Annotated in this window: 22 protein-coding genes and 1 tRNA gene; 7 read left to right on the forward strand and 16 right to left on the reverse strand. The window is 60.3% G+C overall.

Going from position 1 to position 25012, the window contains the following annotated elements; genetic code table 11:
• Positions 1-21: 21 nt before the first annotated feature.
• The 9 genes from EDC38_RS05120 to EDC38_RS05160 form a co-directional block, all read right to left on the reverse strand.
• A complete protein-coding gene (locus tag EDC38_RS05120) occupies positions 22-1191 on the reverse strand; it encodes an ABC transporter permease (protein ID WP_123637579.1) in 1170 nt (389 codons plus the stop codon).
• Positions 1188-1943, reverse strand: a complete 756-nt coding sequence (locus tag EDC38_RS05125) for an ABC transporter ATP-binding protein (RefSeq protein ID WP_246004340.1) — start codon at positions 1941-1943, stop codon at positions 1188-1190. Before EDC38_RS05125 ends, EDC38_RS05120 begins: the two co-directional genes overlap by 4 nt.
• A gap of 12 nt (positions 1944-1955) precedes the next feature.
• On the reverse strand, positions 1956-3482 hold the full coding sequence (locus EDC38_RS05130; RefSeq protein ID WP_123637580.1) for an alpha/beta hydrolase: 1527 nt from the start codon (positions 3480-3482) through the stop codon (positions 1956-1958).
• A 17-nt stretch (positions 3483-3499) separates the two neighbouring features.
• Positions 3500-4645 (reverse strand): patatin-like phospholipase family protein, encoded by a 1146-nt coding sequence (locus tag EDC38_RS05135; RefSeq protein WP_024460444.1) that lies wholly within the window; start codon positions 4643-4645, stop codon positions 3500-3502.
• A 19-nt stretch (positions 4646-4664) separates the two neighbouring features.
• Complete coding sequence (locus EDC38_RS05140) at positions 4665-6293, reverse strand: AMP-binding protein (protein WP_123637581.1); 1629 nt, start codon at positions 6291-6293, stop codon at positions 4665-4667.
• A 179-nt stretch (positions 6294-6472) separates the two neighbouring features.
• Positions 6473-7279 (reverse strand): dienelactone hydrolase family protein, encoded by an 807-nt coding sequence (locus EDC38_RS05145; protein ID WP_123637582.1) that lies wholly within the window; start codon positions 7277-7279, stop codon positions 6473-6475.
• Positions 7280-7387: 108 nt separating this feature from the next.
• A complete protein-coding gene (locus EDC38_RS05150) occupies positions 7388-7699 on the reverse strand; it encodes a YqfO family protein (protein ID WP_123637583.1) in 312 nt (103 codons plus the stop codon).
• Between the two features lie 37 nt (positions 7700-7736).
• A complete protein-coding gene (locus EDC38_RS05155) occupies positions 7737-8594 on the reverse strand; it encodes a CheR family methyltransferase (protein ID WP_024460448.1) in 858 nt (285 codons plus the stop codon).
• 52 nt (positions 8595-8646) lie between these two features.
• Positions 8647-9597, reverse strand: a complete 951-nt coding sequence (locus tag EDC38_RS05160) for a chemotaxis protein CheV (protein ID WP_123637584.1) — start codon at positions 9595-9597, stop codon at positions 8647-8649.
• A gap of 212 nt (positions 9598-9809) precedes the next feature.
• On the opposite strand from EDC38_RS05160, the gene flgA reads away from it, so the two are divergent.
• From flgA to EDC38_RS05185, 5 genes are all read left to right on the forward strand, one after another.
• Positions 9810-10580, forward strand: a complete 771-nt coding sequence (gene flgA / locus EDC38_RS05165) for a flagellar basal body P-ring formation chaperone FlgA (RefSeq protein ID WP_123637585.1) — start codon at positions 9810-9812, stop codon at positions 10578-10580.
• 139 nt (positions 10581-10719) lie between these two features.
• On the forward strand, positions 10720-11037 hold the full coding sequence (gene flgM / locus EDC38_RS05170) for a flagellar biosynthesis anti-sigma factor FlgM (RefSeq protein WP_123637586.1): 318 nt from the start codon (positions 10720-10722) through the stop codon (positions 11035-11037).
• A gap of 69 nt (positions 11038-11106) precedes the next feature.
• Entirely contained in the window at positions 11107-11601 is a 495-nt protein-coding gene (locus EDC38_RS05175; RefSeq protein ID WP_123637587.1) for a flagella synthesis protein FlgN, read from the forward strand.
• Between the two features lie 89 nt (positions 11602-11690).
• Positions 11691-11766, forward strand: a tRNA-Arg gene (locus EDC38_RS05180).
• A 36-nt stretch (positions 11767-11802) separates the two neighbouring features.
• The gene (locus EDC38_RS05185; protein WP_123637588.1) at positions 11803-12513 is read left to right on the forward strand and encodes a 16S rRNA (uracil(1498)-N(3))-methyltransferase; all 711 of its coding nucleotides are present in this window, start codon (positions 11803-11805) and stop codon (positions 12511-12513) included.
• Positions 12514-12523: 10 nt separating this feature from the next.
• Here EDC38_RS05185 and EDC38_RS05190 read toward each other — a convergent pair whose 3' ends face one another.
• The 3 genes from EDC38_RS05190 to ttcA all read right to left on the reverse strand — a co-directional run bounded on the left by EDC38_RS05190 (position 12524) and on the right by ttcA (position 17087).
• A complete protein-coding gene (locus EDC38_RS05190) occupies positions 12524-14968 on the reverse strand; it encodes a putative bifunctional diguanylate cyclase/phosphodiesterase (protein WP_123637589.1) in 2445 nt (814 codons plus the stop codon).
• Between the two features lie 47 nt (positions 14969-15015).
• Entirely contained in the window at positions 15016-16128 is a 1113-nt protein-coding gene (gene ald, locus EDC38_RS05195; RefSeq protein ID WP_123637590.1) for an alanine dehydrogenase, read from the reverse strand.
• A gap of 77 nt (positions 16129-16205) precedes the next feature.
• Positions 16206-17087 (reverse strand): tRNA 2-thiocytidine(32) synthetase TtcA, encoded by an 882-nt coding sequence (gene ttcA / locus EDC38_RS05200; protein ID WP_123637591.1) that lies wholly within the window; start codon positions 17085-17087, stop codon positions 16206-16208.
• A 710-nt stretch (positions 17088-17797) separates the two neighbouring features.
• Here ttcA and EDC38_RS05205 point away from each other — a divergent pair.
• Both EDC38_RS05205 and EDC38_RS05210 read left to right on the forward strand, forming a co-directional pair.
• The gene (locus EDC38_RS05205) at positions 17798-18547 is read left to right on the forward strand and encodes a flagellar brake protein (RefSeq protein WP_170162855.1); all 750 of its coding nucleotides are present in this window, start codon (positions 17798-17800) and stop codon (positions 18545-18547) included.
• Between the two features lie 141 nt (positions 18548-18688).
• Complete coding sequence (locus EDC38_RS05210; protein ID WP_123637593.1) at positions 18689-20260, forward strand: methyl-accepting chemotaxis protein; 1572 nt, start codon at positions 18689-18691, stop codon at positions 20258-20260.
• A 16-nt stretch (positions 20261-20276) separates the two neighbouring features.
• On the opposite strand, the gene gorA is transcribed toward EDC38_RS05210, so the two are convergent.
• From gorA to EDC38_RS05230, 4 genes are all read right to left on the reverse strand, one after another.
• Positions 20277-21644: a glutathione-disulfide reductase gene (gorA, locus tag EDC38_RS05215; protein WP_123637594.1), complete on the reverse strand. Its 1368-nt coding sequence runs from the start codon at positions 21642-21644 to the stop codon at positions 20277-20279.
• A 454-nt stretch (positions 21645-22098) separates the two neighbouring features.
• Positions 22099-23520 carry a DUF3482 domain-containing protein gene (locus EDC38_RS05220; RefSeq protein ID WP_170162856.1) on the reverse strand — a complete coding sequence of 474 codons (1422 nt, stop codon included), beginning with the start codon at positions 23518-23520 and terminating at the stop codon, positions 22099-22101.
• On the reverse strand, positions 23517-24563 hold the full coding sequence (locus tag EDC38_RS05225) for a DUF2868 domain-containing protein (protein WP_123637596.1): 1047 nt from the start codon (positions 24561-24563) through the stop codon (positions 23517-23519). Before EDC38_RS05225 ends, EDC38_RS05220 begins: the two co-directional genes overlap by 4 nt.
• Positions 24564-24673: 110 nt before the next feature.
• Positions 24674-24907: a hypothetical protein gene (locus EDC38_RS05230; RefSeq protein WP_123637597.1), complete on the reverse strand. Its 234-nt coding sequence runs from the start codon at positions 24905-24907 to the stop codon at positions 24674-24676.
• Positions 24908-25012 lie beyond the last annotated feature (105 nt).

Raw genomic sequence — 25012 nt, forward strand, 5'->3', positions numbered from 1 at the left:
ATACCCCTCGCCTTCATTGAATTACTGGAGAATCGACTCGTGACGATATCGACGCACGGCCATCGACATCAATAACACCGCCAGCGCAACGCAGCTGGCACTCGAAAGCACCCAGTGCACCGGAACAATCGACTGCCCATTTACCAGTTGAGTCATCAGTTGGTACTGACCGAGCAGTGGAATCGCCATGGTGAGACTCTGCTCGGGAATATTCAGGAACTGCAGTAGAAAAAACGGCAACATGGGCACCAGCATGGCAATGCCCAACTGCGTCTGAGCCTCCTTGGTCGAACGGGCAAACGCCGCAATGACAAACAGGAACGCGGTCATCAACAGGGCGACCGGCAAATGCAAAAACGCTGCGGCGACGAACGTCGATGCCGAAAAATCATAACGGCTGGTGAATACTCCATCGTCCAGCAACCCGAACAGAACGAAGCCGCTGATCAACGGGAGAATGAGAGACATCAGGACGAACGCCAGTATGGCGACATACTTACCCAGTACCAGTTGCCAACGCGGGACGGGTAAAGCCAGCAAGGGCTCAAGCGATAACCGCTCCCGCTCTCCGGCGGTCGTGTCCACCGCCAGATAGAAGCCGCCCATCATCATGGAGAAGAGCAACATGAACGGCAGGATCAAGCCCATGAACGCCTCACCCGGCACTTGGGTGGAAACATCCCGCTCGCTGATATGGAGCGGGTCAAAGACCTGCTCGTCCATCCCCCGGGCCAGAAACCGCAGGCTTCTCAACCGGGAATCATACCCATCGAGCACCGCCCGTAGTCGCCGCCGCTGCTGGGTCGCGTCGTCACCTCCGCTGTGATAATGGATCACCACCGGGGCGGGTCTGGCGTTGCGCAAAGCCGGTTCATAGTCCTCCGGAATTTCCATAACCAGCGGCAATTCACCACGGCGCAGTGGCTCAATGAAGTCCTCTTCCGTCGTCTCGGTATTGATGTTGTGCTCGGCGAGAAAGGCCATCAGGTTGGGGGCTCGCTCGCGCCCGACCACCGCCACTGACAGTGGCTGTTCCGTATCGACACTGAATTTATTGACGTTGAATACCAAGGGCCCGATCATCAACGCGGGTAACAGCAGAGGGCCGTATAACAGGGTGAAAAACATGGAGCGCCGATCCCGCAGGTTGTCCCGTATCTCCTTCAGCAGAATGACCCAGAACGACTTCATGGCTGCACCTCGGGCTGTTCACCAATGGCGGCCACGAAGGCATCTTCCAGATCATTTTGCCCGGTACGTTCCAGAATGCCGGTCACGGTATCGGTCATGGCAATGCGTCCCTCACTGATGATGGCCACCCGGTCACACAGACGGGACACCTCCTGCATGATGTGGCTGGAAATCAACACACAATGACCTTCGTCCCGAAGGCGGCGGAGAATCGTCCGCAGGTTGCGTGTGGCCATGACATCCAGGCCATTGGTTGGCTCATCAAGAATGAGGGTGCTCGGGTTATGAATCAAGGCGCGCCCCAGCGCCACCCGGGTTCTCTGTCCCTGGGAAAACCCTTCGGCCCTTCGGTCGGCAAAGCCTTCCATATCAAGCCGCTCAATGAGATCACTGGCCCGATGATGCGCCTCCTCGGCACTCAATCCGCACAACTGCCCGTAGTACACCAGGTTTTCCCGACTGGTCAGCCTCGGGTACAGTCCGGCATTGTGTGGCAAAAACCCCAACCGCCGGCGGGCCGCCAGGGGCGCTTTCACCACATCATGACCATCCACTCTGGCCAGGCCGCGGTCAGGTTTTACCAGCCCGGCCAGAATTCTCAGGGTGGTGGATTTACCGGCACCGTTGGGGCCGAGCAGACCGGTGATTTCCCCATCCTGCGCGTCAAAGCTGACATTCACCAGCGCCTGGACCAGTGTCTTCTTGCGGCCCCTGGGATGAAAGGATTTTACTAATGCCTGGGTGTAAATCACGTCAGTGCCGCCTCAGGGTGATGGTCCGTTTCGGTCCAGAAACAGGGGAACCGTCTGCACTCTGTCCAGACAGTCGGCCGACAATGAACCCGGCTCCGCCGAGATGACAAAGCGCGCGATGATATCCGGCACACACCCCAGCAAGCCGACCTGGTGTCCCCGCTCCGGCACCACCAGGTGGCGCGCATTGCCCAGGGTCTGCATGAGCTGATCACCGTAGGCCGGTGGCGTAATCGGATCCCTCCCACCGCTGAGCAACAAGGTGGGAATGTCCGATTTCAGGGGCGCTTTGAATTGCTCGCCCATCTCTCCGCGAGGCCAGGGTTCGCACATGGCTTTCAGCCCCGCCAGAAAGCCCGGCCCCATATAGGTGCCCTCGCCTTCCTCCGCATCGACCTGCGGATAAAAGGGCGCGTCCTCGGTACAGACCACACTATTGTGCATACCCAGTGCGATATCGTCACTGATATCGAGCCGCTGGGCGAGCCGCGCCAGAGCGACCAGATTGTTGTCCCGAGCCGCGGAGTCAATCATCGGCGACAGCACCGAAAGCACATCGCTGTTATACAGCGCCATGCGAATCACGTTGACCAAGTGGGCGCGGGTGAACCTCAACGTTTGCCAGCTTCCATCGCGAAGGGATTCATAGCGAACCTCCACCGGCTCCGATTCAAGCCGATCCAGCAGTTGGGTAATGTCCCGTTGCAGTTCGGGAAACCGCTCCCGACAGGGAGATGATTGATCGCACTGACGAATCAGTGCATCCAGGGCGGCCTGGCTGTGAACGGCTATTTGGGGGCCGAGACTGACATCGGCGGGCAGCACACCGTCCAGAACGGCCGTTCGGACAGCGTCCGGATAGCGGCGCATGTAAGTCTGCGCTACCCGAGTGCCATAGGAAACACCGTACAGGTTCCAGCGGGACACCCCGAGCGCCTGACGCACCCGCTCCAGATCCCGCACGGCCACCTCGGTTGTATAGTGGCGCGGGTCGCCGTTGAAATCCTGCAAACAGGCCCTTGCCAGAGAGGACAATTGCGCGGGGTCCGGGTCGGCCAATGGCATGGCAGCATCATCCACCGCACAAGGCTGCGGGTTCGATTGTCCCGTGCCGCGTTGATCCACCAGATAGATATCACGCCGCCGGGCCAGTTGGGCAAAGGCCCGATCCAGGCGGAGAAAACTGCGACTGGCCGCCTGACCGGGGCCGCCGGCAATCGCCAGAACCGGATCATCCTGGACCTGAGCGGCAGTGGCCGGAAGACGCACGATCAGCAGATCGATCCAGACATCGTCCGGCCCCTGCTGCTCATAATTCTCCGGAACGCTCAAACGGGCGCACTGCACATGGCGAAGTCGTTCGTTGGCCGTGAGGGCACAGTCGGAAAACTCCAGTTCTTTCCCCGAGGATGACAACGCCCCGACCTTACCCGCTTGAGGTTTATCGTCCGCCGCCAGGGCAAAGCCTGTTACTGATACCAAAGCAGGCAACAGTAGTGCGAACCAACGGTGCCCGAATTTTCGCTGTTGCATGAACATCGACGGAGCCTCCCGGGTTACCCGCTTGTGACTCCAAAAAACGGCTTGAGTCGATCGGCTTCCCACATGGTGTCCTGGTAACCGAGTTCCATCAATTCGCCGATGAAAGACTGGTGAAACAACAGATAACTGGCCGCTGTCGCACCGCCTCCCTTGGCGGTCGCACCGATGGCACGCAGGAAAAAACGCAGGCTTTTGGGCAGGTTCCGCACCTTGCGCCCGGCGATATTATCCAGCTCCCGGGAGGGGGAAATGATCCGGTTATCCACCGCGCGCAGCGGTAAATCGGCGGCGGCGAGCTTGTCTTCGGGAATCATTCCAACCAGTTCATTGATGCGTTCCAGATGCTCCAGGTCTCCTTCCAGTGCATCGATGAAAGCGCTGTTGAAAAGCTGCCCGACAATCTGGGCCATGGAGGGCGAGTGCCGTACGGTACGACGATGCACCGGCTTGCGGGCTTCACGATTGCCACTGACCCCGACAATAAACAGGGATTCCGCCCCGAGGTGTAACGCCGGGCTGATGGGCGCCAACTGGCGAAGCGCACCGTCACCGAAATATTCCCGATTGATGCGAACCGCCGGGAAAATGGTCGGAATGGCCGACGAGGCCAATAAATGTTCCAGTTTCAGTCGGGTCGGCATACCGACTCTACGATGGCGATTCCAGCCCTCCAGCTCGGGCGCCCCCTGAAAGAAACTGACCGACTGCCCCGAGCTGTAACCCATGGCGTTGACCGCCACTGCATGCAGCTTACCGCTGGCAATGGCGGCATCGAGATTTTCAAAACGTACCGACGTCCCCAACAGATGCCACAGGGGGCCGTTATCCAGCATCGACAGAGGCCGCGTACGCCCCACCCCTTCGTTGAACAGGGAGAACCCGAGCAGACCCAACCCGCGGGCCAGATCACTCCAGCCGTGGCGATAGACCTGGCCGGGGGTCAACCGCTGCCAGATGCCCGCCAGCGACTGGACTGATTCGCGAAAATTGCCCGGGTGGCACGCCAGCGCCAGCGCATTGATCGCCCCGGCGGAAGTGCCGCAAATGATCGGAAACGGATTGACGGTGTCCGCTGGCAGAATATTGGCCAGCGCCTGTAAAACACCCACCTGGTAAGCGGCACGCGCGCCACCTCCAGAGAGAATCAGGGCTCTTTTCATGAACACTCTCTAGCTGATGTCACGCACGGCCGGTTTTCGCTGGTTCCTCGTCCCGCAACTCACGCCGCAGCACTTTGCCCACGTTGGATTTGGGCAACTCGTCCCGGAACTCGACATCGTGCGGCACTTTGTAAGGGGTCAGATTTTTCTTGGCAAATTCCCGGACTTCTTTCACGGTCATGTCCCGGTTGGTGACGATATAGGCTTTAACCAGCTCACCGCTTTCCTCGTCGGGTACACCCACGACCGCCGCCTCGACAATGTCCGGATGGGTGCAGAGCACATCCTCCACTTCGTTCGGGAAGACCTTGAACCCGGACACATTAATCATATCCTTCTTGCGATCGACAATCCGGATGTAGCCATCCTCCTGAATGACCGCCATATCGCCGGTTCTGAACCAGCCATCCTCATCGAGTACCTGTCGGGTTTCATCGGGTCGATTCCAATAGCCCTTCATGACCTGGGGGCCACGCACGCACAGCTCACCGGGCTCACCGTTGGGCAGCGACTGCCCCTCTTCGTCAATGACCTTGCACTCCGTGTCCGGCATGGGTAGCCCGACAGTACCCTGCTGAATCGCACCCGGCGGATTAATGGAAACCACCGGAGAGGTTTCGGTCAGGCCGTAGCCTTCAAAAATGCCGACACCGGTGACTTCTTTCCAGCGCCGTGCGGCAGCGGCCGTCAGCGCCATGCCACCGGAGGCGGTCAGTCGCAAATGGCTGAAGTCCAGCTTGACGAAATCCGGATCCCGGCACAGGGCATTGAACAGGGTGTTCAACCCGACAAAGCAGGTAAAGGGCTTGTCTTTGAGGGTTTTGACAAAGCCTTTGATATCCCGGGGGTTGGGAATGAGCAGGTTGTGATTGCCCAGGGACAGCGCCGAGGTGATGTGCAGCGTAAACGCATAGATATGGTAGAGCGGCAACGGGGCAATATAGTATTCCTGATTGACCCGGAACTCACCCTCCATGTGCTTGTTCACCTGAAGCATATTGGCAACCAGGTTGCGGTGCGTCAGCATGGCGCCTTTGGCAACGCCGGTTGTGCCGCCGGTGTACTGGAGCACGGCGACATCGTCCGGAGACTGCTCGACTTTGCGATAGGCACCCTGAGCAAGCCCGAGCGCCTGGCGGAACTCAACCTGATGGGGGAAGTGAAAGCTCGGCACCATGCGTTTGATGTACTTGATGACGGTGTTGAGCAGCACCCGTTTCACGGGTGGATGGAGGTCCGCCAGCTCAGTAACGATCACCTGCTCGACCTCGGTGTCAGCCACAATCGAGGCAGCTTTGTCCGCGATGTTGGCCAACACCACCAGCGCCCGTGCGCCGGAGTCCTGCAACTGATGTTTGACTTCCCGGGCGGTATACAGTGGGTTGGTGTTGACCACCACCAGCCCCGCGCGCAGGGCGCCCAAGAGAGCCACCGGGTACTGGAGAATGTTGGGAAGCTGGATGGCAATGCGGTCGCCGGGCTGCAGGTCCGTGTGCTGCTGTAGATAGGCCGCAAACTGGCTGGAGAGACGGTCCAGATCGCCGTAGGTCAGCGTATGGCCGAGACAGGTGAACGAATCGCTGCGTTCATACTGTCGCAGAGCCTCATCCAGAACCGACACGACGGTACGGTCATAATCTAGGGTCATAATCACTGTACTCCATTTCAGGGCCCGCTCCGTCTTCCTGTGAACCGCGGTGCCGGGCTTGATTTAGTGTTATCTACAGTGATTATCGGTGCCCCGCCAGGGACTTGCAACCGATGTCCCGCACTTTTGCTCCGCCACCCCGACATTGCTTGCCAAAGTGGCAGAACACCGGCAACCCGCTAGCGGAACAGGTCCTCAAGGAACTGTTGCGTCTTGTGCCAAGAATCCGCATCGGCACTGGCGTCATAGCTCAGCGGGAGCTCGAATTGACGCCCCAGCTCGGTCGCCTCCGGGTTGGTAAAACCATGTTGGGCACCGGCGTAGTTCACCAGTTCGTAGTCCACGTCGGCCTGACGCATTTCCGCCTCAAAGTCCGCCACCTGCTGGGCGGGCACCATCGGGTCCGCCTCACCGTTGAACACCCTGACGGCGGCCTTCACGTCTCCCGGCTGCGCGGGCGAATCCGCAGCCAGCATACCGTGATAACTCACCACCCCGTCCAGGTCCACACCGGCGCGGGCCATGTTCAACACCACGGCGCCACCAAAGCAATAGCCCAGCGCGGCAATATCATCCGGTGCCACCATGGGTTGCTCACGCAACACCGAAAGCGCCTCGGTGAAGCGCGCTTTGGCCGCCTCTTTATCGCTCATCACCGCCTGCATGAACTCATTCGCCTGGCTGGGATGTTCCGCGTATTTATCCGAGCCATACATGTCCAGCGCGAAGGCGGCATAACCGAGTTTGGCCAGCATCTCGGCGCGCTGGCGGACATACTCCCCATGCCCCCACCATTCATGCACGATCAATACACCCGGTCGGGTTCCGCTATGCGCATCGTCATACGCCAGGTAGCCGGTGAACGTCTCACCATCGACCTGATAATCAATTTCACGGGTCTGCAGCTCGGCCTGGGCGCTCAGGCAGACCGAAAGCAGGCTGCCGGCAAGCGTCCATAGAATCAAACGGGGGAACAGGTTGTTCATGACGAGTACTCCTTTTTCCTTTGGGGGATAAACATTGGGTAGAGCTATACGCCGCAACCACCGCCTTGTATCACTTTGGATCCTTACTGAAACCGGAAAACCCGGGACTCACAGTTCGGCCAGCTGCCAGACGTCGTACGCCGGTTCTTCATAGGGATGGGCCGCCCTCAGGGCCGAGATGGCGGGGCGGATCAGATCGTCGGCGCACACAAGCTCAACGCGATACTCGGCTACGCGCTCAACCTCGCCCTGACGCCCGAGAAACGGTTGACTGCCCGCCAGAGGTCGAAACTGTCCCTGCCCAAGACTCTGCCAGCAACAGCTGTCGTAATCACCGATACGCCCGGCCCCGGTGGCAAAGACGGCGGCTTTGACGGTTTCAAGATGACTCTCGGGAACGAAAAAAGCCAGTTTATACACGGCGTTTCTCCTCTCTCATCCTCTCTCGGGTCATTCGCTATTTGGCGCGATAGAGAATACCGGGGTCACACCGGACCATTTCGAACAGATGGGACGCCCCCGCCAAGCCTTCAGAGGAACCCAGAAAAAGAATACCGCCCGGTTTGAGCGAGCCGTGGATTTTTTCCAGAATCCGACGCTTGAGGTCAGCGTTAAAATAGATCAGAACGTTGCGGCAAAAGACGATATCAAACTTGCCCAAGCCCGCGTAGGAATCCAACAGGTTCCAGGCTTTGAACTCTATTCGGTCCCGCACCAGCGGCTTCACCCGCCAGACATTCTCCCGCGGGTTGTCAAAATAACGCTCCAGCCGCTCCGTCGACAGTCCGCGCACCACCGACAGGCGATCGTATTCGCCCCGCTTGGCCTGGTCCAGCACGATGGATGACAGGTCGGTCCCGACAATCTGTACCGGTCGGGCCAGGGCGCCCATCCGCTGACGCCGGAACTCCTCCACCATCATGCTGATTGAATAGGGTTCCTGGCCCGAGGAACAGGCGGCAGACCAGATGCGGATCGGCCCGGCCATGCGGTGTTCGGTCTGCATCCAGGACGGCAGCAGGGTGTTGCGCAGATACTCGAAGGGATAAATGTCACGAAACCAGAAAGTTTCGTTGGTGGTCATGACATCAATGACCTGCTCTTTCAAACGACGGTTAGTGTTCTGCTTGAGCGCTCTGACCAGGTCACTGAACGAGGACAGTTGATACTCTTCCAGCAGGCGCCGGATGCGATTGGAGACCAGGTACTGTTTATTGTCCCCCAGCGCAATGCCGCAGGCGTCCTGCAGAAACTGACGAAAGTGATCAAACTCCGCCTGATCAAAATTGTCGCGTTTTCCCGCCGCATTACTCATCAATACTTACCGCTCAAAAGTATGCTCCCACGGCGGCCTGAGCCACCCCTCATTAGCTCTGCTCCAGCAGATCTTCGCCCGTGATGGCTCTGACCCGGTCATTGACCTGGCGCGCCAGCTCATCCGGACTGAACTTGGCCAGGAAGGCATCCGCCCCCACTTTCTTGACCATTGCCTGATTGAAAACGCCACTGAGCGAAGTGTGCAGCAAAATGTGCAGTCCCTTCAAATCCGGGTGATTACGCACCTCGGCGGTGAAGGTATAGCCATCCATCTCCGGCATTTCGATATCCGAGATGATCATCACCAACGCCTCATCCGGGTTCTGACCTTGAGCGACCATATCCAACAGATAGTTCAGCGCTTCGCGCCCGTCTTTTTTCAAGGTTGTCTGGATTCCGATGGACTGCATCACCCGCTGCACCTGCTTGCGGGCAATGACCGAGTCATCCACGATCAGAACATGCTTCTGGACCACCCGCTCGCTGATGCCGTCTTCAATGACACCTTCGCTGATCTGCTCATTGACCGGAGCCGCTTCCGCCAGAATTTTTTCGACATCCACGATCTCCACCAGCTCGCCATCGACCTCGGTTACCGCCGTCAGGTAGTGGGCTTTGCCGGCTCCCCGCGGTGGCGGATGGATATCGCTCCAGTTCATATTGACGATCCGGTCCACTCCACGCACCAGAAACCCTTGGGCTGTGCGGTTATACTCGGTAATGATGACAAAACTCGACCGTATGTCTTCCAATGGCGCCTTGCCGATGGCCTGATTCATATCCATGATCGACAGGGTGCCGCCGCGGATATGAGCGACCCCACGTACCACCGGGTTACGTCCGGGAATGGCATTCAGCGGCGGGCAGGGTAACACCTCTTTCACCTTGAACACGTTGATACCGTACAGCTGCCGTCCCCCCAAGCGGAACAATAGCAGCTCCAGCCGGTTTTCACCCACCAGACGCGTTCTCTGGTTCACGTTATCCAATACTCCGGCCATGGAAGCCCCTTCTACCTCTGATTTGTTGAACGTTAGTTAACCCATTGGTCGCGAGGATAAACCCCCACCCCATACGCGTATGCGCCACTGCTCCCCGCTAGCACTACTCCAGGCGGCACGCTCCTTGCTTTATTACCACCTGTAATGCCGTTAACGGCTGAAAACCGTCACGCTTTAACCTTTACGGTCATGCACAAAGAATAGGACAAAAGATGGGTCCCTGTCGCCTTTTTCAGAGCCTGAGCGAATGCTCCACCCGAGGAGTCGGGCCGCTGTGCGGGCGACTGGCGGGCGCATTGCTGCTGGCTCTGCTCGCCGCGGCGCCCCAGGCAACGCCGGAGAGCGCGCCATATCAGGACTTGAGCGAGCTCAGGGCCGAAGTACAACAGTTCCTGGAGGCACACTACCGAATTCCGTCAGTAAATCGCACCAAGATTACCGTGGGCAGGCTTGACAGCCGCCTCCGCCTGAAAGCCTGCGAGGCCCCTCTGGCGCTGTCGGTCAGCGATGAGGAGCGCAGCGGCGGAAATCTGACAGTGCACACCCGCTGTCCCGGCCCCAACGCCTGGGCGCTGTACGTCCCGGCACAGGTGGCGGTATACCGGGAGGTCGCCGTCGCCAGCCGGAGTCTGGGACGAGGCCACCGGATCGCCCAGGACGATATGACAATGGCATTGCGAGACACCGGCCAATTGCGTCAAGGTTTTGTCGTTGATGCAACGTCGGCCTTGGGGAAGGAGTTGCGCCGCCCGCTGAAGGCCGGCGAGCCGGTCCGCCTGGGGCTACTGATCGAGCCAACCATCGTCGAACGGGGCGACCAGGTGCGCCTGCGCGCCCGGATGGGCACCATCAGTGTTGATACCACGGGCACCGCCCTGAGCTCCGGGCGGGTGGGAGAGCAGATCCGGGTGCGGAATGACCGCTCTGAACGTATCGTCAGAGGGCGAATCACCGGACCCGGGACGGTCGACGTGATTTTATAACGCGAAATGGGTCACATTTATACACAAAGAGTATTAAAGTTATAAGGATGCCGGCCGATAGACTGGTCAGAAGCCCGCATTTTGGCTGGCTTCCGGCCCTCTGGCCGGCATCATCGAACATTTTGTTGGGGAACAAAATATGGTTATTGACTCAAACAACGGTATCAAGCCCGGCAATAACGGCGGCAACAGCCGCCCCAGCACCGTGGCACCCCGAGAATCCGGTCCACAATCCGGAGCCGCTGGCAGCAGCCCGCGTCCGGCGAGCCGCGACAGTGTTGAACTCAGTGCGGAGGCACAGAGCATGAACCGCCTGGAAGAGAACCTGGCGCAACTGCCGGATGTCGACGTCGAGCGCGTCGCGAGTCTGAAACAGGCCATTGCCGAGGGTCGATTTGAAATCGACCCCGAACGCATCGCCCAGAATATGCTCAATCAGGACGACCTGCTGGGATAACCCCCCGCTGGCCCGGCGGGCCCCCAACACCGCCCGGGCCAAGCAGCATTCGATTTTCGATGATCCGCCATGACCGAGGCCAATATGACTCCCTCAGCCGAATCCGTCAGCCAGATGCTGGCACACGACGCCCAAGCCATTGAAGAGCTCAGTCAGGTGCTGTTGCAAGAGCGCGAAGCGCTGGAGCAGCGCGATCTGGACGCCCTTCCCCCGCTCATCGACGCCAAAAACCGGCTCATGGCCGCACTCGGAGAGCACGCCCTGCAACGCCAAAGCTGGCTGGATGCTGCCACGCTTCCCCACAACCACGAAGGCTGGCAGAAGTGGTTGCACCAGCGCCCGGACACCCGCGGACAGGCCCCACAATGGCAAGAGCTCGCCGAGCACTTTGAGGCCTGTCGGGCACTCAACGATATCAACGGCAAAATCATTCAGCGCTCCCGGCAGACGGTGGGCACGCTTCTGGATCTGCTAAGAGGGCAAAGTAACGACGGTCCCTCGCTGTACAACGCCCAAGGGCGCTCCGGGCCCCAGGGCGGCTCCCAGACCCTGGTCAAGGCCTGATCGCCCCTTACGCCGGCTTGTGCCGGCGTAAGGCTTTTTAGTATAGTTGCCGACCCTGTCGGCGCCCCCGGGCCAGCGCGGCAGCGGATGTCCCCGTCGATTAACAGGATAAATCCTCCGCCTCCTAAGCGGAAGCTCCAGGTTCGAGTCCTGGCGGGGACGCCATTTTGTCGATTCAACGCCCGCAACCGGTCACCCCCAATGAACTTACTGCTGCTTGCCGACAGCGACCTGCTCAGTCCCACGGTGGCCGACCTGTCGGATAAGCGCCGACTCGACCATATTCTTCAGGTACTCAAACCCCAGCTCGGTGACCGCCTGACCGTTGGCCGGCTGAACGGCGACTGGGGTACTGGCGAGGTGACCGAACTGAGCCGGGAACGAATCCGGTTATCCCTGACGCTGAATCGCCCGCCTCCGGAACCTCTGCCCTTGACCCTGGTTCTCGCCCTGCCCCGTCCCCAACAGATCAAGCGTATATTGCAGACCGTCGCCGGTAGCGGCGTCAAAGAGCTGCACCTGATTCACAGCCGTCGAGTGGAAAAAAGCTACTGGCAGTCACCCAGCATCCATCCGGACGCGGTGGAGACTCAGCTGCAACTGGGGCTGGAACAGGGGTGCGACACGGTGATGCCACAGGTGCACTATCATCGCCAGTTCAAACCGTTTGTAGAGGACACACTGCCCGGGTTGATCGAAGGTCGACGCGCCATGGTGGCCCACCCCTACGACGCCATTGCCTGCCCGGCTCAGGTGCAGGAACCGGTCACCTTACTGGTGGGCCCGGAAGGTGGGTTCAATGAATACGAGATCGGTCGACTCGGTGAACTGGGGGTTCAGGCGGTACACCTGGGGCCCCGCATTCTCAAAACCGAAGTGGCCATCCCCTACCTGCTGGGACGCCTGTTCTGATACCCGGCCCTCAAGCGGATACGGTATGCTCCGCCAGCATGGTATCGAACGCCGACAGGGTAACGCCGGGGCTGAAATAGAAGCCCTGATAGTAGTGACAGCCGTAACGCTGGAGAATATCGAACTGGGCCTCCAATTCCACGCCCTCAGCGACCACATCAAGATCCAGCAGCCGACCCATGGTAATGATGGTTTCCACCAACACCCGGTCGTTGTGATCATCCACAATATCCCGAACAAAACTCTGATCGATTTTGAGCACGGTCACCGGTAGCTGTTTGAGGTAGCTGATGGAGGAGTAGCCGGTCCCGAAATCATCCAGAGAGAAGCTGATCCCCTGCTCTGCCAGGCGCCGCATGGTGACAATCGCCTCGTCCACCTGCTGAATCACAATGCCCTCGGTCACCTCCATTTCCAGCGAATTCTCAGGTATCGGATAGCGTTTCAAGGTGCGCAGGACGTCATCGGCAAAGGCGGCGCGCCGAAACTGCCGGGGGCTGATATTGATGCTCAGACGCATACCCGGTTTCCACCAGCCCTGCGCCTGCCAGTGCACCAGAGTATCACAGGCGGTTTCCAGCACCCATTGGCCAACGTCCAGAATCAGCCCGGAAGTTTCAAGAACGGGAATGAAATCCGCCGGCGAGATCAGTCCCTTGGTGGGATGATGCCAACGCAACAAGGCTTCGGCGCCGACAATGGTTCCAGTGCCCATATCAACTTTGGGCTGATAGTGCAGCGCAAACTGTTTGCCCTCGAGCGCACGATGCAGATCGCCTTCCATAACCAACTGCCGGCTGACTTTGTCCGCCATATCCTCGTTGAAAAACTCGATCGCATCGCGTCCCTTTTCTTTAACCTGGTACATGGCGGTATCGGCAAAGCGCAGCAGCTCATGCACCGAGCTGTTTTTATCCGGATAGATCACCACCCCGACGCTGCAGCTGATTCGCAAATCCAGGCTGTCCGTGTGGAAGGGGCGGGAAATGATACGCCGGATTTTTTCACTGATTTCCCCCGCCCTCAACGCGGCGGTCGACAGGTCTTTATCCAACACTGTCAACACCACGACAAATTCATCGCCGCTCAGCCGGGCAACCAGGTCCTCCTCCCGGACCGAGCTGACCAGGCGCTGTGCCACTTCCTTGAGAACCTTGTCGCCCACGGGATGGCCCAGTGAATCGTTGATGTTCTTGAACTGATCCAGATCGATAAACAGCACCGCACCGCAATAACCGTGCCTGGCCGCACGACGGATTTCAAGATCCAGGCGCTCGACCAGTTGGACCCGATTGGGCAGATTGGTCAGGGCGTCGTGATGGGCCATGTGCTCCATCTTTGCCTGAGCATTCTTGCGCTCGGTAATGTCCACGGACACGATCAGAGCAACTGTCTGATCGTAGTAATGGAGCGGCATGACGTGACTCTGCAGGTAGAGTTTTCTGCCTTCACGAGTCAAAAAGGCCTCTTCATTGATTTCAACATCAATGCCCTGACGAATCACCCGCTGATCGTTCTGCAGAATCAGTTCCACATCATCCACGGCATGGCGGAACAGGTCCCGCACATCCTGTCCGCGCATGGTGTCAACATCGCGACCCACCATGCTCGCCAGCGCCTTGTTGGCAAACAGGTAGCGTCCCTCAATATCCCGGGCGCCGATCATCACTGGCAAACTGTCGATAATCTGGCGCAGATGCCCTTCGCTCTTTCGCAACGCCAACTCTACCGCGCGACGCTTGGCAAGCGACAGATCTACTGCGTTCAACAATTGGTTACTGCTGTCGAGCAGTTGCGCCAGCTCATCATGTCGTCCGGGCAACGGAGTTAGTCGACGGACGCCGGGTTCTTCCGGGTTGATGCTTTTGATTTCGCGGGACAGGCGCGCGAGGGGTTTGGCCACCACAAAGTAAAAGGCGAAAAACAACAACACCACCAGCATCGCATTGCGAACCAGCCCGGTGATCAGGTTGAGGCTCGATCGCTCATAAAAAGCCTGTAGCGCCTGGTCCATATCGACGGTAAACGCCAGACCACCGGACGCGGTCTGGCCGTAGCCCGGGATGATCAGGTCGGAATACAGCTCCCGGGTCTCGTCGCTGATCAGCGAGGTCAGCCACCGGGTCTGGGAGGGTTTCTGTGCTGTCTGCCCCTCGGCCAGGGTATTACCCAACTCATCGGTGACGCGCACGCCGATGACAAAGTCATAGGCCAACAGCCCATTGACCACTTCAGCGGACAGGTCATCATCCAGGGTGTGAACGGCGCGCATCGCCGGCGGCGTGGCCACTTCCATGACCCGACTGAACAGCAGGTTAAGCTCCTCACGCTGGTTGTCCAGGTCAAGATACAACTGCACCGAGCTCATCAACAGGCCGAGTAGAAAGGCCAGGATGATGCCGATTTTCGCCAGTTGGAAAGAAACCCCCTGGAAAAGCGACGGTTCGTTCGTCATTTATGATTATTGTCCCGTTAATGTCGTTTGTTTCAACAATTGATAGCTTACTCCGGTCCGCTGCCGAACGCTACCCAGGGTTTGCCAAGCGCCCGGGCGACCGCCTCATGGGTGATATGGCCCCCGTGCACGTTCAGGCCCGCCCTCAGGCCGGGGTCCCGCCTCAGGGCCTCCAGGCCATTCTGCGCCAGCGCCTGTACATATGGCAAGGTGGCGTGACTCAACGCCAGAGTGGCGGTTCGGGCCGCCGCCGAGGGGATATTCGCAACGCAGTAGTGAACCACGCCATCGAGCGAAAAGGTGGGCTGACGGTGCGTGGTGGGCCGGGAGGTGGCGAAGCATCCCCCCTGGTCAATGGCCACATCCACCAATACCGCCCCCGTGGGCAACGCCCCCAGTTGCTCCCGGGACAGCAGCTTGGGCGCCGAATCGCCGGTTACCAGTACCGCGCCGATCAGCAGATCGGTCTGCGGTAGCGCCTGCTCCAGCGCGTCTTCGGTCGCGTACTCGCAGACCAGTCGCCCGTGAAACAGCGCATCCAGCTCCCGCAGGCGCACCAGAGACTTGTCCAGAATTCTGACCTGCGCCCCCAGCCCCAAAGCCATGCGCGCCGCCTGAGTCCCCACCACTCCCCCGCCGATGATGGTGACTCCCGCCGGCGGTACTCCCGGAACCCCTCCGAGCAGGATGCCCCGCCCGCCCTGATGCAGCTCCAGGTGATGGGCGCCCGCCTGGGTGGCGAGCCGCCCGGCCACTTCGGACATGGGGGTCAACAGCGGCAGGCGTCCCGCCTGGTCCGTGACGGTTTCGTAGGCAATGCAGGACGCGCCCGAGGCCAGCAGCCCCTCGGCCTGCTCGGGGTCTGGCGCCAGGTGCAGAAAGGTGAACAGAATCTGATCAGGATGGAGCTGGCGATACTCCTCCGGCTGCGGCTCCTTGACCTTGACGATCAACTCGGCCTGGGCGAATACCGCTGAGGCCGAGTCCACCAGAGTGGCCCCCGCCGCTTCGTAGGAGGCATCATCCAGGCCCACCGCAGCGCCCGCCTCCCGTTCGACCAACACGCTGTGGCCCTGGCCCGCCAATTCCCGCACAGCACTGGGCGTCAGCCCTACGCGGTATTCATCGGTTTTGATTTCCCGGGGTACGCCAATCCTCATAGACACCTCTCTGCCTGAGACCCGTGCATAGGGCCGATGTACCCCGAGTATAGGAGCTGGCCGCCGGCCGGGCTAACTCAGGATACTTGCAGAGCCGGGATAAACTGCTGAACGCCGGCCTCAGCCTGGGCCTCATCCCCGGCGTCGGCCACAGCATCCGGATCCACTTTCAATCCGGCAAAGTCAAACAGCGCGGTATCCGCCAACTGAGAGGGCGCCACATTGCGGATGGCGGAAAAGATGGTCTCGGTACGTCCGGGGTACTGGCGTTCCCAGTCGGTCAGCATCTGCTTGATCACCTGCCGCTGGAGGTTCTCCTGGGAGCCGCAGAGATTGCAGGGAATGATCGGGAACGCCTTGTAATCGGCAAAATCCGCCAGGTCCTGCTCTTTGCAGTAGGCGAGCGGACGAATCAGGACGTTGCGTTTGTCGTCGGCGAGCAGCTTGGGCGGCATGGCCTTGAGTTTGCCACCGTAGAACATGTTGAGGAAGAGGGTCTCGATGATGTCGTCCCGGTGGTGACCCAGGGCGATTTTGGTCGCCCCGATCTCATTGGCGAAGCTGTACAGGGTACCGCGCCGCAACCGCGAGCAGAGCCCACAGGTGGTTTTGCCCTCGGGAATCACGTCTTTGACGATGCTGTAGGTGTCGCGCTCGATGATATGGTACGGCACCCCGACCTGTTCGAGATATTCTGGCAATATGTGCTCGGGAAAGCCGGGCTGTTTCTGATCCATGTTGACGGCGATCAGTTCGAAGCGGATGGGGGCGGTTTTCTGCAGGCTCATGAGGATGTCGAGCATGCCGTAAGAGTCTTTGCCACCGGAGAGGCAGACCATGATCCGGTCGCCCTCTTCAATCATGTTGTAATCGGCAATGGCACTGCCGACCTGACGACGCAGGCGCTTTTGCAGTTTGTTGTATTCGAGGCGCTCTTTGCGCACGGCGGGCTGACTCATAATACTCTCGATGTTCGACGGTCCGAAAAATGCCGCCATTGTACGGATTTTAGCCGCCCCAGGGAATTGCCGCCCACAGCGGCAACCGACTGCCGCTTTGCCTACTGAGAATTGGCTCTTAGGGGACTTCGCATTGAGGGCTGCGGGAGGGCTCCCATGCGGCGCCAGTTTGGGAGTGAGGTGACGGCGGATGCGCGCTCCGCGCTTATCCGCCCTACGCGACCTGCCGTGTTATCCGTAGGGCGGATCGGTCCGACGCATCGGAGCGAAGCGCATCCGCCGCGACCAAAACCAAACGTACAGCGGCCCCACGCGGTGCCCGTGCTCGACACACCACGTGCTACCTCCACCGCCATTGACGTTGGCACTAGCGGAGGGAGGGTGAACCCCTTCGGGACCGTCACCGGCCTTGGACGCCCCACATGGATGTGGGAAGTGTCCCGAAGCGCCTGGAGCGCGAAGGGGACCGGCCGGTGCAGAGCGTACAGGGATGTATTCACAGCGTGTCCCGAAGGGGTTCACCCTCCCGCAGCCCTCCATGCGAAGTCCCAAAATCGGTGTGTGAACTTGCTAATTTCCCGCAGCCGTCTATTCGAAGCCCTTTCGACAAGTACTCCACTACCTGGCACACCCCTTGCAAAACCCTTGGCGGAAGTACCAATAACCGGCAAAGAACCGTCCGTTTTATCGACCTGGAATACGAGTCACCTATGGCCCTGTTGCGAGCACTGCTGCAAAAACTCTCCGCCAACGAACCCACTGAGCGGCCGGCACCCATACCGCAGGCTCCTGCGCCCGAAGCCGAGTGCGTCAAACACCTGCGCCCGCTCGCCGAACGTCGGCAACTGCTCGCCGTGCGCCATCAAGGCAGCGAATACCAAAGCCTCATCCTCGCCCTCGACACACAACGGCAACTCCTCTGGCTCGACGAACTCTTCCCCCGGGCGCTCAACCTCGAACCCGGCGACGAACTGACCGTCAGCTACCACGAAAACGGCCGCCTGTTCGAATTCAACGCCCCGGTGGTTGGCTGGAGCACGCCCCAGCGAAGCGGTGGGCTCGCCCTGCCCTTGCCCGAACAGTTCTACCTCGGCCCCAGACGTCGCTGGCCCCGCCTGGACGTCTTTGGCTGGTACCCGATCAGCGCCCGCCTGGGTGTCCCCGGTCTATCACCCCTGTGCGGGGAAGTTCTCAACCTGTCCGCGGGCGGTATACGACTCGGGCTCACCGGCGACTGGCGGCCGTTCCTGCATCACCGGGACATTCTGCCGCTGTGCGAATTCACCGTCGCTCCGGGGCTCAAGGTTCGCTGCCGGGTGAGCGTCTGTGCGTTCAATCTCAGCCAGCGGCCCTGGCGTCAGACCCGGGTCAGCCTGTCTTTTGTCGACCTGCCCACCGATACCCGAAATGCCCTGGCGGCCTTTGTTGTTAACCAGCAGAGCCGCGCCCTGGCCGCCTGAACGCGCGAGAATTCACTCAACTTAACGCCTGTGCGGTCGATAACGCCAATAGGTCGACTACCCTTAGGGGGGGTAGTTTCATCTAACATCGGCAATTAAACGCCGGCTAGAAGTTATCGCGGTTACCGCTGAGGACACTGTATGCGCAATAACGGCCCCGTGACCGGCCGCAACGTTCCGGTGAAACCCGGCGATGAACTGGTTTCATCGACGGACACCAAAGGCACCATCCAATTCTGCAACGACACCTTTCAGGAAATTTCCGGCTTTACACGGAATGAGCTGATCGGCCAGCCGCACAATATGATTCGCCACCCTGAAATGCCCGAGGCAGTCTTCGGTGTGATGTGGGGCGCGCTGAAAAGCGGTCGGCCCTGGATGGGCATTGTCAAAAACCGATGCAAGAGCGGCGATCACTACTGGGTGGATGCCTACGTCACCCCGCTCAAAGACCGCGGCCAGGTGCAGGGCTACGAGTCGGTTCGGGTTCACCCGGACGCGGAGCGGGTCGCCCGGGCTGAGGCGAGTTATCAACGGATGCGTGCCGGCAAGCCGGCCTGTCCGCGCTGGTTGAGCCTGTGGCATGCGACTCGAACACCGGTTCAGATCGGCGGCATTGCGTTGCTCGTGCTGTTACTGGGCAGTTGGCTGCTGGGATTGCTGACCCCGGCCGTGGCGCTTGCCGCCCTACTGGGTAGCACCGTCATCGGCGGCGCTACCCAAGCCTTACTGGCACAACACCTCAACGTCAGCCTGAACCGGGCCCGTGCCATCATGCACGACCCGATCGCGGCCTATATTTACACCGGCCGCAGTGACGCTTTGGGTGAAATCGAGTTTGCGCAACTGGCGCTGCGGGCGCGTCTGCGTACCGCGCTGGGGCGCTTTGGCGAATCCGCCCGGGAATTGCATGGCCACGCCGCACAGGCGCAGGCCCAGGCAGCACAATCCCACCGGGGGATGGACGAGCAACAGCGGGAAACCACCCGGGTGGCCGTAGCCATGCAACAGATGGCCCAGGCGGTGCAGGAAGTGGCCAGCGGGGCCTCGGACACGTCCGTGGCCACCCAAAGCGCCCTTGGCGAAGTCCAGCGTGGCGGCACGGTCATCAACACCGCCAGCGGCGCCATTAGTGACCTGTCCCGACAGGTGGACAATCTGGGGCAAGTACTGGAGCGCCTGACCGCCGACAGCGGAGAAATTGCCAAAGTGGTGGATGTCATTCGGGGTATTGCCGAACAGACCAACCTGCTGGCTCTGAATGCGGCGATCGAAGCCGCCCGCGCCGGTGAGCAGGGACGCGGGTTTGCGGTGGTGGCCGATGAGGTGCGCACCCTGGCTCAACGTACCCAGGACTCCACCGGGCACATTCGCAACATCATTGAGAAGCTCGGTGAAGCCACGGGGCAAGCTGGGGAGAGTATGGAGCAGTGCCTGCAGTTGGTCGACCGTAGCGTAGGCGAGATGGACAATGTGAAGCAGGCGTTGTCGCTCATTTCCGCCGCGGTGGAAAAAATCGACCAGATGTCACATCAGATTGCCTCCGCCGCCGAGGAACAGTCGGCGACGGCCGTGGATATCGAGCAGAACACCCAGCATATCAGCGACATTTCCGACCGCACCCAGAAAGAGGTCGCAGATGCTGAAGCGCTCAACAAGGAAATGGAGCACTTGTCCGAACGTCAATTGAACCTGATTGTGCGTTTCGATTAGCGAGCAGTAACCGTCGTCACTCATTGACGCGGGCGACCGGCTGACGCAAAGTGACAAACTCTTCCGCCAACGTTGGATGAATACCGATGGTGCGATCAAAGTCCGCTTTGGTCGCACCGGCGGTCATGGCCACACCCAGGCCCTGCATGATCTCACCCGCCTCCGGGCCCACCATGTGGCAACCCAGAACCCGGTCCGTATCCCGATCGACGATCAGTTTCACCAACGCCCGCTCGTCCAGATCCGGCAAGGTATATTGCATCGGCCGGAAGGCGCCCCGGTAAATATCCACGTGAACGCACTCCTTTCTGGCTTCTTCCTCGGTCAGACCGCAGCTTGCCATGGGCGGCTGACTGAACACCGCGGTGGGAATGTGCCGGTAGTCCACCCGCTCATTCATGCCGCCGAACAGGTTGCGGGCCAGGGCCATTCCCTGAGCCAGGGCAACTGGCGTCAGTTCATCGGGCCCGGTCACGTCGCCCAGTGCGTAGATGGACGGCTCGTCGGTCTGAAATTCCTCGTTCACCTGAATACGGCCCGCATCACTCAACCGCACCGCCGTGTTCTCCAACCCGAGCCCATCGGTTTTCGGCTTGCGCCCGGTAGCGTACATGACCTGCCCGACCGATAGCGTATTTCCCTGATCGGTATGAACCGTCAGCACATCGTCCGCGTTTTTCTCAATACGAGTGATGTCGGTGTTAAAGTGCAGGTGGATGCCTTTCTTGGGTAGCTCTTGTGCAAGGTGCGTCCGCAGATCCTCATCGAAACCACGCAGAAACAGCTCCCCGCGATAGCACAAGTGGGTTTCAACACCGAGGCCATTAAAAATCCCGGCAAACTCCACCGCGATATAACCACCGCCAACGATGACGATGCGCTCGGGAAGACTGTCCAGATAAAACGCTTCGTTGGAGCTAATGGCGTGCTCGACACCTGGCACTTCCGGCATCCAGGGCCAACCGCCCACAGCAATCAGGATGCGTTCGGCGGTGTAGGTATTTTCGCCTACGGCGACGGTGTGCCCGTCAACCAAGCTACCGGTGCCGTTGATGATTTCTACCCCAGCGGTGTTGAGCAGTTTGTCGTACACCTGATTGAGCCGTTCGATTTCGCGATCTTTGTTTGCACGCAGTTCCTGCCAATCAAACTTGATGGCCCCAGCGTGCCAGCCATAACCGGGGGCGGCGTGAAAGGTTTCTCGGTAGTGGGAAGCAAACACAAACAGTTTTTTGGGCACGCAACCGACATTGACGCAGGTACCACCAAGGTAGCGTTCTTCGATAATGCCCACTCTCGCCCCAAACTGCGCCGCAAACCGACTGGCCCGAACCCCACCGGACCCCGCGCCGATCACCAGCAAATCGTAATCGTATTGGCTCATTTTTGTCATTGCTCCTGTCGGTTTTCGTTCTCGAAACATTAGTCAACATTTAATCAATCGCAGCGTCACGACCGGTTCGGGAAGGGGGATACCTTTTCAAGACACGCCGTAAACCCGGTCCCCTTCGCGCTCCCGGCGCTTCGGGACACTTCCCACATCCATGTGGGGCGTCCACGGGGGCTCGACGCGCGGAGTCCCTCCGCTTACGGTCTTGAAAAGGTATCCCCCTTCCCGACCCTCAGTGCCACATCCAAATCTTGGCGTAGGTTCTATTTCCCGAAACGTTACGTTGGCACTGCGGAGGCTGGGTAACCCCTTGCGAGACCGTCACCCGCCTGGACGGCGGGTGATGAGCCTACAGGGATGTATTCACGGCGTGTCTCGCAAGGGGTGACCCAGCCGCAGCACTCAATTCGAAGCGCTACGCTCGAAACACTGAGCTCGAAATACAAAGTCAAACCCAACTGGTTTTTTCTTCCCGCGAAAACGCCTCGTCCAAGGAAACCCGTAACTGATGTTCCACCCAACGAACCAGAGCATCCTGATGTTTGGCCTGCCAACGCCCCTGCTGAAGTCGTTTTGCCCAACCCAACAGTTGCACCTGCTCCTCTCTTGGCCACGTACCCGCCTCAGAACGCAACACCACCGCACTGCGCTCCGCGTGCGGTTTCAACCACAACTGACGGGTGAAGGTCAGCGCCCGCGCCATCACCACCAGCGGAAAATTGGGGTGCTTTACCGGCCCCATCACCTGCTTTTGACGGGCCAGCGGCAGCCAGCCCAAACGCTTGCCCGGCAACTCCCGGCTGGCCAACCAACCGCCTACCGAACCGATGACACCACCGGAAATCGCACCGGTCAACAGCGAGGCACCGCCCAGACCAGCGTCCACCGCCAAGCCGGTCGCCGCGCCCGCACTGCCGCTGACCCAGAGCAGATCCCGCTGCTTGAGGCCCCAGAGATACCAGGTTTCCGTATTCATCAACTGATCCGCGTCCAGCTCCCAACCGCTGTCCCGCTCCAGTTCGCTGGTGCGATGGCCCCAGGCTTCACGCAGGTGACGGAAGAAATCGGTTTCGCGCTCATCCAATGCGCGCCGCAACTGTCCCTCGGCCCGCTGGCGACCGATCGCGCCGGGCACCTGCACCGCCTGGCGTTCCAATAGCTGCTCGGCCCAGTAGGCGGCCAGGGCATCGCTGACATTGGTCAGACGCTGTTGGTCGCGCGCGGCCAGCCCCTGGATAAGCCCCTTTATCGGGGCAGACCATTCCGGGGTCAATTCCCCCATGGCGCGCAGCAACGCCTGGCGAGCCGGCAGCGTCGCGGTAAGCGGGTTGAAGACCCGTACCCACTGAAAAAACTGACCCAGGGTTCGCTGCCAGCTCTCGGTTTGCGACTGCGGCGCCATGGGGTTGATTACCGCCAGCCTCGGCTGTCCGGTCCAGCGCAGGATTTCCATTTCCGCTTCGTCCATCGGCGAGGGCGCCTGGGCACCGTCCACCACATAGAGAATACCCGCACCTTCCATGATCGGCCGGAGCAGAGCGACCTCATCGGGGAAGCGTTCAGCGTGACCCGGTTCCGCTAAAAAGGCGCGCACCCGGTCTGGCCGTGCGCCGGGGCTGACCGGTTCGCGCTCCAGCCAGGCCTGTACCTGACGCGCCCGCTGAAAACCCGGCGTATCGATCAGGGTCAGCAACACTCGGCCATCCAGCGAGAACTCGAACCGATCCGCCCGGCGCGTGGTACCGGAGGCCGGGCTGATCCGCACGCTGTCGTTCTCGGTCAGCGTTGAGACGATGGAAGACTTCCCCCGATTGGGGTGGCCCACCACGCACAGCCTGGGCGTCGAGTATGACGATCCGGATCGGCTCATTCGGTCACCCATTGCAGTTGGTGTTCACCGGCGAACTGACGCCAACTGGCCAGGTGCCGTTCGGGTTGAGTCTGGGCATCCACTATGGCCCGAAGTCCCTGTCGGGCAACGCCGGTATTTCTTACTTGTGCGACCAGGTCGGCCAGCTCTCCCACGGGGGAGCGATTGGCGGGCACTTGCCACAACACGGCGGAGGGCGGTTTGGCCAACAGGGCCTCCAACTGAAGTTCGTCGTCAGACCAGAGTTCGCCCCCCAGGGTCGGTTGACCCTGTTGGTGTCGTTCCCAGTTGATCACCAGGGCGCCGTCCCAGGCACTCAGAGGCGAGGCCACTACGGGCGCCAGCCTTGCGCCGCCACCCTGGCTGGTCCCGCGGATTGCGGGCCCGGGAGGCTGAGCTTTCAGTTGACGTAGGCGGATCACCCCGACCACCGCGAGCAGTGCCCGCGGCACCAGGTTGTAAAACAGCAGGCTGGCCATCAGAAACGGCCACCAGTCCCCTGCCCGCTCGGTGCCCGACGCCCGGGGGTCAATTCGCACATAGCGCGTCGCGTCCAACAAAGAGGCGTCCGGCACCGCCGCCGACCAGAACCACGCCCAGGGCATCGCCAACCACTGCAGCAAGCGCAGAGGGCTCTGATCGCCATCGAGCAAGGTGGAACTCCAGCCAAAGGCCAGATCGGTGAACAGGAGAAGCGTCAGGAACCCCAGGATCATGCCCAGCCCGAGCAGAAGCCAAAAGCTCTGCAGACCGATCAGCATTTGCCAGCGCTGGCCGGGCTTGGGATACCAGTGGAGGGTTTTATGGCCCCAGCGGAACAACCAGGGCCGGTCGCGCCCAAAGGCGGCGGCCCCGGCGGCCACCAGGGTGCCCAGGAGGGGGATTCCGGCCCACAGCCACCAGAGCCAGAGCACGTTCAGTCGGCCACCCGGCGCGTAGCTCAGTGATGCAGCGGCAATCAGCCAGCCGATGATCACCGCAAGCGGCCAGAGCCAGAAAGGTAATTGCAGGCGGGCATCAGCGATGCCATTGGAGTGGGTCATTCCGTCCCCGGGTCAATCGAAAGATCAGGGGAGATTTAACCACATTCGGAGGGGCGCCCGCGAGCGTTAAGGCCCGCGGGCAGCGGTGCGGTCACCCGAGGGCGTAAGCGTCACACCTCGATATCGATTTTGCGCCGGCGCCGCCGGTCACGGGAGCGCATGTCCACCAGGGGTTTGATATCCCGGCGGCGGCGATCACCTCGACGACGCTCGCGAATGGGCGCCACGGGTGTGGTATCCAGCACCTGCTCGCTCACCGGCATGGTTTCGTCTTTGGCCCGCGTGGTGTTGATCTTGGTGCGGGCCGACGGTGGCAAGGTGCTGGTTGGGCCTATGTAGGTCATGCTGACCTCCGATTCAGTTCGGACCGTCAAAACGACGGCGCTTACCTCTCATATCGGTCTTTGACCCGAAATCTTGACTGGAAGTTCGTTATTTTGTGATCAAAG

The sequence above is a fragment of the Marinimicrobium koreense genome, assembly GCF_003762925.1.
In the GTDB taxonomy this organism is placed as follows: domain Bacteria; phylum Pseudomonadota; class Gammaproteobacteria; order Pseudomonadales; family Cellvibrionaceae; genus Marinimicrobium; species Marinimicrobium koreense.